This is a genomic window from Catenulispora rubra, assembly GCF_015356825.1.
Classification (GTDB): domain Bacteria; phylum Actinomycetota; class Actinomycetes; order Streptomycetales; family Catenulisporaceae; genus Catenulispora; species Catenulispora rubra.
The window spans coordinates 1-14,994 of record NZ_JAACYW010000281.1 but is presented as its reverse complement, the minus strand read 5'-3'; the positions used below and the strand labels follow the sequence as shown (position 1 = coordinate 14,994).

The window sequence follows — 14,994 nt, the reverse complement described above, 5'->3', positions numbered from 1 at the left end:
CCACCTGTCCCCGCCGCGCCCCCGCCGACCAGCACCCGCAACCGCGCCCCGGCCGCGGCGTGCTCCGCGTCGTCCTCGAACATCTGCGCGATCAGTGCCACCCGGCCATATTCGAAGTTCTGTTCGAGAGTGTCAACTGGTGAGCGCCTTCGTGCCGGATCGCAGCGCTCGCGACTACCAGCAGTAGTTGCCGAGCCCCGCGATAGCCACCGCCGTCCCGCCCCAAAGCCAGCCCCAAAGCCCGCCTCAAAGCCCAACGCACCCCCGGAAGTCTTCCGAGAGTGTTCGCCGAGGGTCCCCGACCCATTAACAGGGCTCTGCCATGCTGACCGCCATGACCGATCCGGCTGTCCAGGACTGCTGTGGGTTCACCCGTCGCGACCTCGTCCGGCTCGCCGCCGCCGGGGCCGGAGCGGGGCTGGTCCTGCCGGGCCTGCTGCCCGCGCCGGCCGCCGCCGCGGCCGCCCAGGGCGTGTTCCCGCAGGATCTGGAGCTGGTGACGGTCACCGACACCGGCTTCGTGCTGACCTGGTACACCGCCGCCGGGCCGACGCCGGCGATCCCGTACCAGCCCGGCCAGGAGCCGGCGCCGGTGGCCTGCGACGGCGTCGTGCGCTACGGCACGCACCCGGACCGGCTGGACCGGGTCGCGGTGCAGCGGCACGGCGACACCGCGTACCACCAGGTGGAGGTCGAGGGGCTGCGGCCCGGGACGACGTACTACTACCAGGCCCTGTCCGCGAAGGTGCCCGCGACGCCGCGGATGCTGCCGCAGCTGACGTTCCCGCCCGGCGGCCTGGTCATCCCGCCCAACCCGACCAACAACCAGCTGCTGGCCATCCTCGCGCAGCTGCTGTCCTCCGGGATCGTGCACTCAGCGGCCCCGGGACAGGTCACGACCCTGGTGCCGCCGCGCGGCCGGCACCTGTTCTCGCTCGCGCTGGCCAACGACCTGCACATCGGCGAGACCGTGAGCGGGCTGGCCACGGCCGGCTTCCCGCCCGGGTTCAGCCAGACGCCGGGCCTGCCGCCGTATCCGGAGGTGATGGCGGAGTCGATGATCGCCGACGCCGGCCGGCACGGCGCCGACGTGCTGCTGGTCGCGGGCGACCTCAGCTCCGCCGCGCTGCCGGCCGAGCTGGCGGGCTCCAAGCATCTGCTCGACCGGTTCGGGCGTCTGACGCTGGCCGGCCGCCTGGACGCGGGCCGGTACGTCGTGGCCCGCGGCAACCACGACCAGCCCAAGACCGGCGCCGGGTACCAGACGTGCCCCGCGGTCGGCGACACCGGCTACAACGACTGCGTGCCGACCGTCTACGACCTGCCGCAGGGCCGGCTCACCAGCACGCACCTGGCGGGCCTGCGCATCATCGGCCTGGACACCACGACGCTGAACACCCCCGGCGGCGCGCTCGACGACGCGCAGTTCGCGGAGCTGGCCGACATCCTGGCCGACGACCTGCACTGCCCCACGCTGGTGTTCGGTCACCACCCCGTCACCGACGCCTCGGCGGTGTCCACGATCGCCGGCCCGGCCTTCGACCTGGCGCGCCCCGACGCGGCCCGGCTGGAGGCGCTCTACGCCAGGACGCCCGGCGTGTTCCTGCACCACGCCGGACACACGCACCGCAACCTGCGCACCACCTCCCCGGTGGCCTCCGGGGTCGACTTCCTGGAAGTCGCCGCGACCAAGGAGTACCCGGGAGGATTCGCCCTGCTGAAGGTCTACGAGGGCGGATACATGGCCAACTTCCACAAGTCCTCCAGCGCCCTGGCCCGGCAGTGGAGCCAGACCACGAGCGGCGAGTACCTGGGCCTGTACCCGGCCTACACGCTGGGCTCGGCCGCCGACCGGAACCACGTCGCGAGCCGCGACTTCGGGCGGCTGTCTGCGGTGCACCGGCACTGGTGATCGCCCGCGCCGGGTGAGAGCATCGGCCGAAGCGAGCGGGAGCGCACCGGCGCGCCCGGGAACGCGCTAGGACGAGCGAAAGGCCACCGCGTTGAGAGCCTGGCAGGTCAGCACCCACGGCGAACCCGGCGACGTGCTGCGGGCGGCCGAGATCCGAACGCCCGAGCCCGGCCCCGGCCAGGTGCTGGTGCGGGTCCGGGCCGCCGCGCTGAACTTCCCCGACGTCCTGATGTGCCGCGGCCAGTACCAGGTGCAGCCGCCGCTGCCCTACACCCCGGGCGTGGAGCTGTGCGGCGAGGTAGTGGGCACCGGGGAGCGGGTCGTGGGCACGCCGGTGCTGCCGACCGGGGCGCTGGCCGAGTACGCGGTCATGGAATCAGACTCCGTATATCCCGCCCCTGAATCGCTCGACGACGCCGAGGCCGCCGGCTTCCTGCTCGCCTACCAGACCGGCTGGTTCGGCCTGCACCGCCGCGCGAAGTTGCAGCCCGGCGAGACCCTGCTGGTGCACGCCGCGGCCGGCGGCGTCGGAAGCGCCGCGGTCCAGCTCGGCAAGGCGGCCGGCGCCACGGTGATCGCCGTGGCCGGCGGCGCGGCCAAGGCCGAGGCGGCCCGCGCGCTCGGCGCCGACGTCGTGGTGGACCGGCGGGAGCGCAACTTCGTCGCGGACGTGAAGGAGGCCACCGACGGCCGCGGCGCGGACGTGGTCTACGACCCGGTCGGCGGCGACGCGTATCAGGGCTCGACCAAGTGCGTCGCCTTCGAGGGGCGCATCATCGTAGTTGGATTCGCCGGCGGTACCATCCCGGCCCCGCCGCTGAACCACGCCCTGGTCAAGAACTACTCCATCCTCGGCCTGCACTGGGGCCTGTACCGCACCAAGGACCCCGAGGCCGTGGCCGCCTGCCACCGCGAGCTGACCCGCCTGGTCGAAGCCGGCACCATCAGGACCCTGATCGGCGAGCGCCTGTCCTTCGACGACGCCCCGGCCGGCCTGACCCGGCTGGCCGCCGGGGAGAACCTCGGGCGGCTGGTGGTCGTGCCGTAGCGCACTGCCGGCCATCGCCTGCCATCGCCTGGGAGTCCGCGAGATAATCGCTGGACACTCCCGGCAGCCCGAATAGCATCCTGGTCAAGATCCCTTTCATCGACCAGTGAGGCAGTGGCGTGCAGTTCATCCCCTTCGATCCGAGCACGGCCTCCGGCGCGGACTACGAAGCCATCACCGAGATGCGGGCCCGCGTGCAGGTCCTCGACCGGCCCGGGACTCCGCCGCTCCCGCTGGCGGCGACCGTCGAGCTGCTGAGCGGACAGGACGCCATGTCCTTCGGCCCCCGGACCTTCTGGACCGCGCGCGACGCCGAGGGCCTGACCGGGTTCGCGGTGGTGTCGCTGCCGGACCGCGAGAACACTGACATGGCGCTGGTGTTCATCGAAGTCGACGTCGACCGGCGCCGTCAGGGCATCGGCACCGCGTTCCTGCGCGCGCTGCTGCCAGCGTTGCAAACCTCGGGCAGACCGCGGGTATTGGCGCTGTTCGTGGTCGGCGGGTCGGCCGGCGAGCCGTTCGCCGAGGCGATGGGGCTGGCCTGCACGATACGAGGAGTGTCGCAGACCTTGGAGACGGCGTCGGTCGACCGGGCGTTGTGGGACGTCCCCACGCCGGACGGCTACCGCCTGCACGCCTGGGACGAGGCCGCCCCCGAAGAGCTCATCGCCTCCTACGCCGAGGCCCGCAAAGCCATCGACGACTCCCCCACCCAGGATCTGGTCTGGGAGGGGACAGCCTGGACGCCGCAGCGCATCCGCGACGACGAAGCCGCCGTCATCGCGGCCGGGCAGTATGTGCCGGTCGTCGTCGCCGTCCACGAGGCCACCGGCGAGGTCGCCGGCATCACCGAGCTCATCATCCGGCCCGGCGAGCCCGACCAGGCGCGCCAGATGGACACCGCGGTGCGCGAGGAACACCGGGGCCACGGGCTCGGGCGGGCGATCAAGGCCGAGATGATGCGCCGGCTGACGGCCTCCCGGCCCGAGGTGGCGCGGGTGACGACGCAGACCGCCTCGGACAACACCTACATGATCGGCGTCAACCACTCGCTCGGGTACACCGATGTTCGAACCCTGGCACACTACGAGATCGCGACCGAGGCCCTGGTGGCGCGCCTCAGGCACTCCGCCGCGTAGAAGTCGATTTGGTGGCTGGCTTCTTCCGCGCGGGCTTGTGCAGGTCCGTGGCTTTCGCCGCACCCCGCGCGCCCTTCGCCGCCCGCGCGGGCGTCGCAGCACTCTTCGATGCCGACGCCGACCCCGATGCCGCCGTCTTCTTCGCCGCGGCGGTCTTCTTGGCCGCGGCCTTCTTCGCCGGCGCCGCAGACTCCTTCGAACTCTCCGAAGCCTTCGACGACGCCGAGGCGCCCGCACCCCCGCGCGTCTTCTTCGCCGCCTCCACGCTCGCCTTCAGTGCCGCCATCAGGTCGATCACCTGCGCGCCGCCCTCGGCCGGGGCCGGGGGCGTGACCACCTCGCGGCCGGCCACCTTGTTCTCGATGACCTCCTCCAGCGCCTCGCGGTAGTTGTCGTGGTAGTCCGCGGGGTCGAAGTCGGTGCTCAGCGAGTCGATCAGGAGTTCGGCCATCTTCAGCTCGGCGGCCTTGGGCTCGACCTTGGACTCCAGGAAGTCGAAGTCGGGCTTGCGGACCTCGTCGGCCCACAGCATGGTCTCCAGCGTGAGCACGTCGTCGCGCACCCGCAGCGCGGCCAGGCTCTCCCGGTCCCGCATCGCGAAGCGGACCACCGCCACCCGGCCGGAGGCGGCCATGGCGTCCCGCAGCAGCGCGTAGGGCCGCACGCCCAGCTTGTCCGGCGCCAGGTAGTACGACTTCGAATACATGATCGGGTCGATCTGCTCCTCCGGCACGAACGCCTCGACCGAGATGGTCTTCGCGATCGCCTCCGGCAGCCCGTCGAAGTCCTTCGTGGTGAGCACCACGACGTCGCCGTCCGGCAGCTGGTACCCCTTGGCCACGTCGGACAGCGCCACCTCCTCGCCGTCCAGCTCGCAGACCCGCTTCTGCCGCACCCGGCCGCCGTCGGCGACGTGCACCTGATGGAACGCGACCCGCTTCTCCTCGGTCGCGCCGAACATCTTCACCGGCACCGTCACCATGCCGAAGGAGATGACGCCGCTCCAGATCGCCCGCATGCCCCGACGCTAGTTCGGATCATCCGGACTCGCACCCCGGCCGGGCCCGGGATGTCATGGAGCGGTGGAACCCGACCGGCTGCACGAGTACCGCGCCAAGCGCGACGCCGCGCGCACGCCGGAGCCGGTTCCCGAGACGCCGTCGAAGAAGCGGCGGGGCAAGCAGCCGATCTTCGTGGTGCAGGAACACCACGCCACCGCCCTGCACTGGGACTTCCGCCTGGAACACGACGGCGTCCTGGTCTCCTGGGCCCTGCCGAAAGGCGTCCCCACCGATCCCAGACGCAACCACCGTGCCGTGCGCACCGAGGACCATCCGGTCGAATACGCCGACTTCACCGGCCGCATCCCGGCCGGCGAGTACGGCGCGGGAACCGTCGCCACCTACGACCGCGGCACCTACGTCCCGGAGAAGTGGACCGAGGACGAGATCAAAATCGAACTGGCTGGCGAACGCCTTTCGGGCCATTACACCCTGTTCCGCACCGGCGGTCCCGAAAGCTCCGACTGGATGATCCACCGCGAGCAAGGTCAGGACCCTGACCTCGCCGCGCCCCCGGACAACCTGCGGCCGATGCTCGCGATCCCCGGCACCGCCCCGGCCGGCGCCGGCTGGGCCGCCGAGTTCAAGTGGGACGGCATCAGGGCCCTGTGCCGCGTCGAGGGCGGCCGGGCCCGGCTGCGCTCCCGCAACGGCAACGACCTCACCGACACCTACCCGGAGATCAAGGCCCTGGCCAAGACCGTCAGCAGCGCCCAGCTCCTGCTCGACGGCGAGATCATCGCCCTGGACGACGACGGCAAGGTCAGCTTCGGCGCCCTGCAGCCCCGCTTCGGCACCAGCGGATCGGAGGCGGTGCGGCTGTCCCGGACGAATCCGGCCTCTTACTTGATCTTCGACCTGCTGCACCTGGACGGCCGCTCCACCCTGGAGCTCCCCTACAAGGACCGCCGCGAACTGCTGGAATCCCTGGAGCTGTCCGGACCGCACTGGCAGACCCCGCCTACGTTCCCTGACACACCCGTCGCCGACGTGCTGGCCGCCGCGCGCGCCGCCGGCCTAGAAGGCGTGGTGGCCAAGCGCCTGGACTCGATCTACCAGCCCGGAACCCGGTCCCCGGCCTGGCGCAAGGTCAAGCTGACCGACACCCAGGACGCGGTCATCGGCGGCTTCACGCGGCTGAAGGGCCACGGCGCCGTCCCCGGACGTCCGCCTCGCGAAGTCGGCGCGCTGCTGCTCGGCATCCCGGACGACGCCGGACGCCTGCACTACGTCGGCAAGGTGGGCAGCGGCTTCACCGAACACGATCGCAGGGTCCTGTTGGAGGCGCTGTCCGAGCTGGCGACGCCCGAAAGCCCCTTCGCGACCGCCGTGGATACCGTCGATGCCCGAGTGGCCACCTGGGTCGAGCCGGTCGTGGTCGCCGAGGTGACGTTCGGCGAGTGGACGACGAAGGGCCGCCTGCGCCATCCCGTCTTCAAGGGCATCCGCCCCGACAAGGACGCCACGGAGGTGGTCCGTGAGTCCTGACGCCCAAGCCTCGCAGACCGTTGAGATCGACGGCCGAGCGGTAAAACTGACCAACCTCGACAAGGTCCTGTATCCCGAGGACGGCTTCACCAAAGGCGAGATCCTCGACTACTACGCACGCGTCGCCCCGGTGATGCTGCCGCACCTGACCGACCGACCGGTGACCTTCATCCGCTACCCCGACGGCGTCGACACCTCAGGGTTCTTCGCCAAGCACGCGCCGGCGCACCGGCCGTCCTGGATCCGCACCGCCGACATCGCGGCGACCAGCTCCGGCAAGAAGGTCGAGTACGTCCTCATCGACGACCTGTCCTCGCTGATGTGGGCGGCGAACCTGGCCGCGATCGAGTTCCACGTCCCGCAGTGGCGGGTCTCCGACCAGGAGCACCACGACCTGCTGGTGCTGGACCTGGATCCGGGGGCGCCGGCCACGGTGGTGGACTGCGTGCGGGTCGCGCTGGCGGCCCGCGACCTGCTGTCCACGCACGGCCTGGAGCTGTCGGCGAAGACCTCCGGCGCCAAGGGCCTGCACCTGTACGCACCGCTGGAGGGCGTCACCGGCGAGCAGGCCCGCGAACTCGCGCACACCATCGCCCGGGCCCTGGAGGGCACGCACCGCGACCTGGTGGTCTCCAGCATGTCCAAGGCGGAGCGGCCCGGGAAGGTGTTCGTGGACTGGTCGCAGAACACGCACGCCAAGACCACCATCGCGCCCTACTCGCTGCGCGCCACGCCGCATCCGGCGGTGTCGACGCCGGTGACCTGGGAGCAGTTGGCCGCAGCGAAGAACCCCGAGGATCTGCGCTTCCCGCCGGCGCGCGCATTGGAGCAGGTCGCACAGCACGGCGATCTACTATCAGGACTGTGACGCAGACTCCTCAGGTTCCCCAGGCTTCCCAGGTTCCGAAAGCGCTTCTGCTCGACTCCGGCGGCGTCCTGATGCAGCCCATCGGCGGCCGCTGGAATCCCCGCGCCGACTTCGAGGCGACGGTGAAGGCCCACGTTCCGCACGTCACCGACGAAGACCTGGCCGAGGCGGTCCGCGAAGGCGACCGCTTCATGGCCGCCACCACCTCCACCCCGGAGCACGACGACTACCATCGCGCGATGCTGACACACATCGGCGTGGAGGCGTCCCCGGAGCTGTTGGCCGCGCTGGTGCGGGACGTCCCGCCGGAAACCCTGCTGGAGACCTTCCCCGAGGTCATCAAGACCCTGACGGAACTGCGCGACCGCGGCGTCCCGATGGCCGTCGTGTCCGACGCCTGGCCGAACCTGCCGGAGCTGCACGCCGCCATCGGCCTCGGCGGCTTCTTCGACGCCTACGCGATCTCCGCCGTCCTGGGCTGCAACAAGCCCGACCCGCGGATGTACCACCACGCCAGCGAGGCCCTGGGCCTGGCGCCGGCCGACTGCCTGTTCGTCGACGACGATCCGGAGCTGGTCGCGGCGGCCATAGCGCTGGGGTATCAGGGCCGCGCGATGATCCGGCCGGACAATGCGAGGACGAGCCCGGAAAACGTGGCCGTGCCGGTCATCAGCTCCCTGACAGAGCTGCTCCCCCTGGTCTGAACACCTGCGACCACAAAGGTGCGGGGCGGGCCGCCAATGTCGTGCGGCCCGCCCCGCTTTCGGGGGGGAAAGTTCCTCGGACCGGTCACGCGGCGCCAGACCGCGCGGCCGTCATTGCCTCCACTATGCGCCTGGTTGTGCCCACCGTCATCCGCACGAGGTGGTGGCGGTGGCCCCGTTGATGCTCCCGGTCGCGGAGACGCACAGGTCGCGGCCGAAGATCATCGGGGTCCAGACCACGGTGCCCTTGCCGCTGGCGGACATCATGGCGCCGTCGGCGCGGGTGGCGGTGGCGGCCAGGTTGGCCGTCCCGACCGCGGAGACCACGCGGGCCCAGTTGTTGCCGCAGTACGGTGACCACCGTAGCTCGACCCAGCCGATCTTCTTGCCGTGGCTCATGATGTTCGCGGTCCGGATGTCCCGGGCCTGGAACGTCTGCGAACAGCCGGTGGCCTGCGGGTCCTTGCCGTTGCAGCCCTGGTTGCTGCATGTGGCCGGGGGCTTGGCCGGCACGTGCGCGGCGGTGGCCGCGGAGGCCGCCAGCGGGGCGCTGGCGAGAGCGAGCGCGCCAAGCCCCACACCGATCCGGGAAGCGATTCGACGAGAGAACATGATTCCCCCTCGGGGGATTCAGAAAGCGCCGTCGCGGCGGGAGGATCTCCCGCCGACCCGAGGCGACGCCTGGTGTCGAACACCTCCGCCATCCTTGCTCCGGGCGGCCGAGGGGTGGCGAACCGCCATGCGCCGTTCGGGGGACGCTGAGCGTGCGATTGAGCGTCCCGTGCGGCACGGCTCCGCCGCAGGTTGAAGCGTCAATTTCGCGGGTCTCGGCATCACTGGTCTCGGCGCGGAGGTCACCCGATCTCAGGGCACCGAGTCCCGGTGTAGATCGTCGGCATGCAGCGATTGCAGTGGATGCACAGCGAGGGCGTGGAAGCGTCGGCGGCGATCCGGTTCACCAGATCCGGCTCACGCAGCAGGGCGCGCGCCATCGCCACGTACTGGAATCCGGCGGCCATCGCACGGTCCATCGTGGCGCGGGTCGTGACGCCGCCGAGCAGGATCAAGGGGAGCGTGAGTTCGGCACGGAAGCGCAGCGCACGCTCCATCAGATACGTGTCCTGATAGGGATAGGCGCGCAAGAGCTTCTTGCCGAACAAGCGGATTCCGAGCCGTGGCAGCGGCGGGAACTGCGCGGCGAACTCGCGCAACGGAACATCGCCGGTGAACAGGTACATCGGGTTCATCAGGGAACTGCCGGCGGTCAGCTCCAGGGCGTCCAGCGTGCCGTCCGCTTGCAGCCACTGAGCGACCTGCAAGCTGTCCTCGATGCGCAGGCCGCCGGGATAGCCGTCCTCCATGTTCAGCTTCGCAGTGACGGCGATCCGGTCGCCGACCTCGTCCCGGACGGCGCGCGCCAGGCCCAGCGCGACCTTGGCGCGGTTGGCGAGCTGGCCGCCGTACTCATCGTCGCGCTTGTTCAGGCGCGGGGACAGGAAGGCGCTGGCGAAGTAGTTGTGGCCGAGGTGGATCTCGACGGCGTCGAACCCTGATTCGATCGCGAGGCGGGCGGCCCGGGCGTGGTCGGCGATGATCCGCTCGATGTCGGCGGCGCTCGCCGCGCGGGTGCGGCGGAAGCTGACCGGGTTCAGCATCGGCGAGCAGGACAGGGCCGCAGCACGGTTCGAGCGCGCGTCGGCCACCGGTCCGGCGTGCCCGATCTGCGCCGAGACCGCCGCGCCCTCGGCGTGGACGGCCTCGGTCAGCGTCCGCAGTCCCGGGACGGCCTCGGGCCGCCAGAAGATCTGCCGACGCTCGGTGCGTCCCTCCGGGGAGACGGCCAGGTAGGCGACGGTGGTCATGCCGACGCCGCCGGCGGCCGGTCGGCGGTGGTAGGCGATCAGCTCGTCCGTCACCAGGGCGTGCGGGGTGGCGCCCTCGAAGGTGGCGGACTTGATCACGCGATTGCGGAGCCGGACCGGTCCGAGGGTCGCCGGGGCCAGGACGTCAGGCGCTTCAAGGGCATCGGGCGTATCGGGCGTCGTCACGGCGCGGACCATAGAACGGCGCCCGCGAACATGCCAGAGACAGTGAGCGCTCTTACATTACATACCGATTCGGCATACGCTCCGCGCCATGTCCACCATAGCCATCACCGGCGCCGCCTCCGGCATCGGCGCGACGCTCGCCGCCTGGCTGACCGACGACGGCCACCGGGTGATCGGCGTGGACCTGGCCGGAGCCGAGGTGGAAGCCGACCTGGGCACCGAGGAAGGCCGCTCCGCCGCGATCGCCGCCATCACAGAACACTGCGACGGCCGCCTGGACGGTCTACTCCCCTTCGCCGGCCTGGCGCCGGCCACCGGACGCCCCGGCTCGCTGCTGGTCTCGGTGAACTATTTCGGCGCCATCGTCCTACTCGAAGGCCTGCGGGACGTATTGAAAGCCGCCGGACGCGGCGCGGTCGTCCTGCCGTCTTCGAACTCCACCACCTGTCAGCCGGGCTGGCCGGTCGAGATCGCAGAAGCCTGCTTGGCAGGCGACGAACCGCAGGCCCGAGCCCTGGCCGACGCGCATGGCGAGCGCGCCGCGTTGCAGACCTACCCCGCCACCAAGGCCGCTCTGGCCTGGTACACCCGCACCCGCGCCGCCGACTGGATCGCCGACGGCGTAAGGCTCAACGCCGTCGCCCCCGGCATGATCGACACCCCGATGACCCGCGCCAACCGCGCCGACGACCTCACCGCCAAGGGCATCGCAGCCTTCGAGAAAGCCATCCCGGCCGGCCGCGCCGGACGCCCCGAAGAGGTCGCCGCCGCCGTGGCGTTCCTGCTGTCGGATCAGGCCTCTTTCATCGTCGGCTCAGTCGTGTTCTGCGACGGAGGAACGGACGCGATGCTGCGGGGAAAGGACTGGCCGGCGCCCTGGAACCCGGCGCGGTAACCGATCGAAGAGTGCGAGCGAGCCGCAAGATCTGGCAGAGATGGATCATCACCAGTAGCCTTCGGCACCATGGCTTTCGGGGATTACAGAGGCGCTGATGACGACGACCGACGCCGCCGCCGCGCGCTCGCGCGCCGTGCGGCGTCCCGATCGCGTCGCATACCCCTGATCCAGTGGCTGCGGCCGCTGCCGCGGCTGCGCAGGCGCGCGCCGGACCCGCGCTGGATCACCGGGCTGGTCGTGGGTCTGGGCGCGATCCTCACGCTGGGCTGGATCGGCCGCACGGTCGCGCCGTACTGGCCGAACTTCGCGCTGAACACGGCGGCGGACCTCATCGGCGCGGTGTTCACCATCTACGTGATCACCCCGATCATCGAGCGCGCCGGGCAGGGCGGCGTCCGGGAGCACGCCGAGCTGGACTACTCGCAGTTCCTGGCCAACGCCGGCCGCGCGAACAGCGTCATACGGATCCTGGACACGTACTCGAACCTGCTGGCCGAGCCGTACGCGCAACGCTTCGAGGCGATGGTGCGCGCGGCCGTGGCCCGCGGGGTGTCCATCAGGGTCCTGCTGATCAACCCGACCACCATGGCCGCCGAACAGCGCGACCTGGAGCTGGGCCGGGCCGACGAGCTGGGCCCGATGCTGGAGCGCAACCTGGAGACGGTGGCCCGGCTGCACCGTGCCTTCGAACAGGCGGGCGGCCCGCGCGGCCTGGGCATGGCCGCCGACTTCCAGGTGCGGCTGTACTCCTCCGGTCCGGACATCACGATGTACCGCTGGGACGACCGCGCGCTGGTGTCGTTCTACCCGGTCGGCAAGCTCTCCGGCCGTGCCGAGCAGCTGGAGGTGACCGTCGACAGCGCGCTGGGATCCTTCGTCAACAACCGTTTTCAGGCGGTTTGGCACGCCGCGGCCCCGCACCAGGCGCTGACCCCGGTGACCGTCACGGACGACAACATCGAGCGCACCTACCTGGTCCGCTTCGTCGACCTCGACGACGGCCGCCGTTTCGTGGCCTCGCGCCGCGTCGAGCGCTTCATGCGGCGGGCGGTCGGCGAGGTCGCCGCGGCCAACCGCGGCCAGGACTACCGGCTGGAGGCCGCCGACCGGCACGAGGTCGGGGCGGTGCTGGACACGGCGTTCCGGCGGGTCTACGGGGAGATCCCCGACACGGCCTACCTCCTGCTGCGGACCTCGGATCCATCGGTCGGCGGCGTCGGGTAGCGTCAGGTGAGTGCAGCACACCGCCGCCGGCCGCTCGGCCGGCAACCGGTTCCAGGCCCTGGGCCCGAACCGGCTGGACGACATCGCCGCGAAGTACGGATTGGATCCGCAGCTCCGTGAAAGCGTCCGCCTGTTCTCCCTGGTCCTGCCCTTCCGGGTCAACGAGTACGTTCTCAGTGAACTGATCGACTGGTCGCAACCGGACGCCGACCCGATCTTCCATTTGTTCTTCCCCCAGCCCGGCATGCTCTCCCCCGCCGACGAGGCGTTGCTCACCGGGGCCCGCGACGGCGGCGACGCCGGGGAGCTGGCGCGGGTGATCGCGGGCATCCGGGCCGGGATGAACCCGCATCCGGAGCACCAGCAGGACCTGAACGTGCCCAGCGACCCCGAGGGCCCGGTGCCGGGCACGCAGCACAAGTACGAGCAGACGCTGTTGTACTTCCCCTCGGCCGGGCAGACCTGCCACGCCTACTGCACGTACTGCTTCCGGTGGGCGCAGTTCGTCGGGGAGCCGGAGCTGCGGTTCGCGGCACCCGAGCCGTCCCGGGCCGTGGAGTACCTGCGGCGGCATCCGGAGGTCACCGACGTGCTGGTCACCGGCGGGGATCCGATGGTGATGACGGCCGAGCGGCTGCGGCGGCATCTGGAGCCGTTCCTGGCGGTGGAGTCGTTGCAGACCGTGCGGATCGGCACCAAGTCGGTGGCCAGCTGGCCACACCGGTACGTCACCGACCACGACGCCGACGCCACGCTGCGGCTGTTCGAGGAGATCGCCGAGGCCGGCAAGACCCCGGCGGTGATGGCGCACCTGAGCCACCCGGTGGAGCTGGAGCCGGCCATCGCGCGCACCGCGCTGGCCCGGATCCGCGACACCGGCGCGGTGGTCTACGGTCAGGCCCCGGTGATCGCCCGGGTCAACGACGACGCCGCGGCCTGGGCCCGGCTGTGGCGGGCCGAGCAGCGCGCCGGGGCCGTGCCGTACTACATGTTCGTGGCCCGCGACACCGGCCCGCGGGACTACTTCAAGGTGCCGCTGGCGCGCGCCGCGGAGCTGTTCCGCGACGCTTACAGCACCCTGCCGGGCCTGGCGCGCACCGTGCGCGGCCCGGTGATGTCCACGACCGGCGGGAAGATCGTGGTAGACGGAGTGGCCGAGGAGCCCGACGGCAGGAAGTTCTTCGAATTGCGCTATCTGCAAGCGAGGGATCCCCGGCTGGTCGGCAGGCCGTTCCGTGCTGTTTACTCAGCAGATGCCGCTTGGATCGACGACCTCGAACTCGTCCCCGGGACGCCCGCGGACCTCCGCAGCGCGGTCATGGCCGGGGACGGCGGGGCCGGCACCGACGGCGAGGACTGAGGCCCCATGATCGACCAGCCCGAGCCGGTTCCCTATCCTGGGACGATGAACACATCCGGCACGCGGCCGACCCCGGCCCCGGCCACCTCGGCCACGGTCCGCGAGCTGAACCTGCGCACGGTGTGGCGCGTGATCGGCGAGAACGCGCCGATCTCGCGCGCCGAGATCTCGCGCGCCACCGGGATCTCCAAGCCCACCGTCTCGGCGGTCCTGGAGGACCTGCTGCAGATCGGGCTGGTGGTGGAGACCGCCGACGCCTCCCGCGGCTTCACCTACGGCGCGGTGTTCTTCAAGCCGCGCCCGGAGGCGGCGCACGCGGTGGCCTTCGACGTCGGCGCCCGCCACCTGCGCGCGGCGCTGGTCGGCCTGGACGGCGCCGAGGTGCTCCGCCGCGACGCCGAGGTCGACGGCCTGGACGCCGACGCCATGGTCGGCGCGGCGGTGCAGCTGGCGAAGGAGCTGGTCAAGACCGCCGCCGTGGACCCGGCCTCGGTCAAGCACGCGGTGATCGGCGTCCCCGGCGTGGTGGACCGCCGCGACGGCCGGGTGTCGCAGGCCGCCAACGTCAGCGGCATGGAGGGCTTCGCCGCACGCGAGAAGTTCAGCGAAGCCCTGCAGACCCCGGTCACGGTCGAGAACGACATCAACCTGGCGGCGCACGGCGAGTACGCACGAGGCAGCGGAGGCAGCGCCGACAGCTTCCTGTTCCTGTCCATCGGCACCGGCGTCGGCGCGGGCCTCGTCCTCGGCGGCAACCTGGTGCGCGGCTTCAAGGGCGCGGCCGGCGAACTCGACAGCGCCTTCGAACCCGACTTCGTCGAGGGCCCGGACGGCCTGGAGCCGGAAGTCCCGACGACGATGGACCCGTGCGCCGCGGCGATCCTGCAATACGCCGCGGACAAGCTCCCCGACGAACACGACCTGGCCATGGAGCGCGTCTTCGAGCTGGCGCGCGCCGACGACGCCGGGGCGCTGGACGTGGTGCGCGAGGAGGCGCGCCGGATCGCGAACTACGTCGCGGTGGCGGCGGCCGTGGTGGACGTGGAGTTAGTGGTGCTCGGCGGCGGGATCGGGCTCAACGGCGACCTGCTGCTGGCCCCGGTGGCCGAGCGCCTGGCGGTGCGGCTGCCGTACCCGCCACGCCTGGAGACCTCGGCGCTGGGCAGCGGCGCGGTGCTGGCGGGGGCGGCGGCGCTGGCGGCTTCGCTGACGGTGGAGCAGTTGATTCGGGATTACTTCCGGGG

General features: G+C 71.3%; 13 protein-coding genes. 10 read left to right on the top strand and 3 right to left on the bottom strand.

The annotated features are described in order from the left end of the window. The first annotated feature begins 334 nt into the window (after positions 1–334). The 3 genes from GWK61_RS44015 to GWK61_RS44005 all read left to right on the top strand — a co-directional run bounded on the left by GWK61_RS44015 (position 335) and on the right by GWK61_RS44005 (position 4,099). Positions 335–1,912, top strand: a complete 1,578-nt coding sequence (locus GWK61_RS44015; RefSeq protein WP_194918303.1) for a purple acid phosphatase family protein — start codon at positions 335–337, stop codon at positions 1,910–1,912. A 91-nt stretch (positions 1,913–2,003) separates the two neighbouring features. Then, positions 2,004–2,960: an NADPH:quinone oxidoreductase family protein gene (locus GWK61_RS44010; RefSeq protein ID WP_194918301.1), complete on the top strand. Its 957-nt coding sequence runs from the start codon at positions 2,004–2,006 to the stop codon at positions 2,958–2,960. Positions 2,961–3,079: 119 nt separating this feature from the next. Continuing rightward, entirely contained in the window at positions 3,080–4,099 is a 1,020-nt protein-coding gene (locus GWK61_RS44005) for a GNAT family N-acetyltransferase (RefSeq protein WP_194918299.1), read from the top strand. Here GWK61_RS44005 and ku read toward each other — a convergent pair. Then, entirely contained in the window at positions 4,080–5,117 is a 1,038-nt protein-coding gene (ku, locus tag GWK61_RS44000) for a non-homologous end joining protein Ku (protein ID WP_194918298.1), read from the bottom strand. The genes GWK61_RS44005 and ku overlap by 20 nt on opposite strands. Positions 5,118–5,181: 64 nt before the next feature. On the opposite strand from ku, the gene ligD (GWK61_RS43995) reads away from it, so the two are divergent. From ligD (GWK61_RS43995) to GWK61_RS43985, 3 genes are read left to right on the top strand one after another with little or no spacing between them, the layout of a single operon-like run. Then, positions 5,182–6,648, top strand: coding sequence for a non-homologous end-joining DNA ligase (gene ligD, locus GWK61_RS43995; RefSeq protein WP_194918296.1), 1,467 nt, complete (start codon positions 5,182–5,184; stop codon positions 6,646–6,648). Then, positions 6,638–7,516 (top strand): non-homologous end-joining DNA ligase, encoded by an 879-nt coding sequence (ligD, locus tag GWK61_RS43990; protein WP_194918293.1) that lies wholly within the window; start codon positions 6,638–6,640, stop codon positions 7,514–7,516. Before ligD (GWK61_RS43995) ends, ligD (GWK61_RS43990) begins: the two co-directional genes overlap by 11 nt. After that, a complete protein-coding gene (locus tag GWK61_RS43985; protein WP_323748031.1) occupies positions 7,513–8,220 on the top strand; it encodes an HAD family hydrolase in 708 nt (235 codons plus the stop codon). The genes ligD (GWK61_RS43990) and GWK61_RS43985 overlap by 4 nt, the downstream gene beginning before the upstream one ends. A 147-nt stretch (positions 8,221–8,367) precedes the next feature. Here the strand turns inward: GWK61_RS43985 and GWK61_RS43980 are convergent, their stop codons facing one another. Together GWK61_RS43980 and GWK61_RS43975 are read right to left on the bottom strand one after the other, a co-directional pair. Continuing rightward, entirely contained in the window at positions 8,368–8,832 is a 465-nt protein-coding gene (locus tag GWK61_RS43980; RefSeq protein ID WP_194918291.1) for a DUF2690 domain-containing protein, read from the bottom strand. A gap of 242 nt (positions 8,833–9,074) precedes the next feature. Next, the gene (locus GWK61_RS43975) at positions 9,075–10,280 is read right to left on the bottom strand and encodes an NADH:flavin oxidoreductase (RefSeq protein ID WP_438939816.1); all 1,206 of its coding nucleotides are present in this window, start codon (positions 10,278–10,280) and stop codon (positions 9,075–9,077) included. 76 nt (positions 10,281–10,356) lie between these two features. Between GWK61_RS43975 and GWK61_RS43970 the strand changes: the two genes are divergently transcribed. The 4 genes from GWK61_RS43970 to GWK61_RS43955 form a co-directional block, all read left to right on the top strand. Continuing rightward, the gene (locus GWK61_RS43970; RefSeq protein WP_194918289.1) at positions 10,357–11,163 is read left to right on the top strand and encodes an SDR family oxidoreductase; all 807 of its coding nucleotides are present in this window, start codon (positions 10,357–10,359) and stop codon (positions 11,161–11,163) included. A gap of 69 nt (positions 11,164–11,232) precedes the next feature. Next, a complete protein-coding gene (locus tag GWK61_RS43965; RefSeq protein WP_194918288.1) occupies positions 11,233–12,390 on the top strand; it encodes a hypothetical protein in 1,158 nt (385 codons plus the stop codon). Between the two features lie 10 nt (positions 12,391–12,400). Continuing rightward, positions 12,401–13,750: a KamA family radical SAM protein gene (locus GWK61_RS43960; RefSeq protein ID WP_194918286.1), complete on the top strand. Its 1,350-nt coding sequence runs from the start codon at positions 12,401–12,403 to the stop codon at positions 13,748–13,750. A gap of 45 nt (positions 13,751–13,795) precedes the next feature. Continuing rightward, a partial coding sequence (locus GWK61_RS43955; RefSeq protein ID WP_228563939.1) for an ROK family transcriptional regulator occupies positions 13,796–14,994 on the top strand: 1,199 nt, incomplete at its 3' end.

What these genes read in the sequence shown, in the direction of transcription:
- GWK61_RS44015 (WP_194918303.1), top strand. Translation starts at nt 335, where the DNA reads ATGACCGATCCGGCTGTCCAGGACTGCTGTGGGTTCACCCGTCGCGAC.
- ku (WP_194918298.1), bottom strand. Translation starts at nt 5,117, where the DNA reads ATGCGGGCGATCTGGAGCGGCGTCATCTCCTTCGGCATGGTGACGGTG.
- GWK61_RS43980 (WP_194918291.1), bottom strand. Translation starts at nt 8,832, where the DNA reads ATGTTCTCTCGTCGAATCGCTTCCCGGATCGGTGTGGGGCTTGGCGCG.
- GWK61_RS43975 (WP_438939816.1), bottom strand. Translation starts at nt 10,280, where the DNA reads ATGGTCCGCGCCGTGACGACGCCCGATACGCCCGATGCCCTTGAAGCG.
- GWK61_RS43970 (WP_194918289.1), top strand. Translation starts at nt 10,357, where the DNA reads ATGTCCACCATAGCCATCACCGGCGCCGCCTCCGGCATCGGCGCGACG.
- GWK61_RS43965 (WP_194918288.1), top strand. Translation starts at nt 11,233, where the DNA reads ATGGCTTTCGGGGATTACAGAGGCGCTGATGACGACGACCGACGCCGC.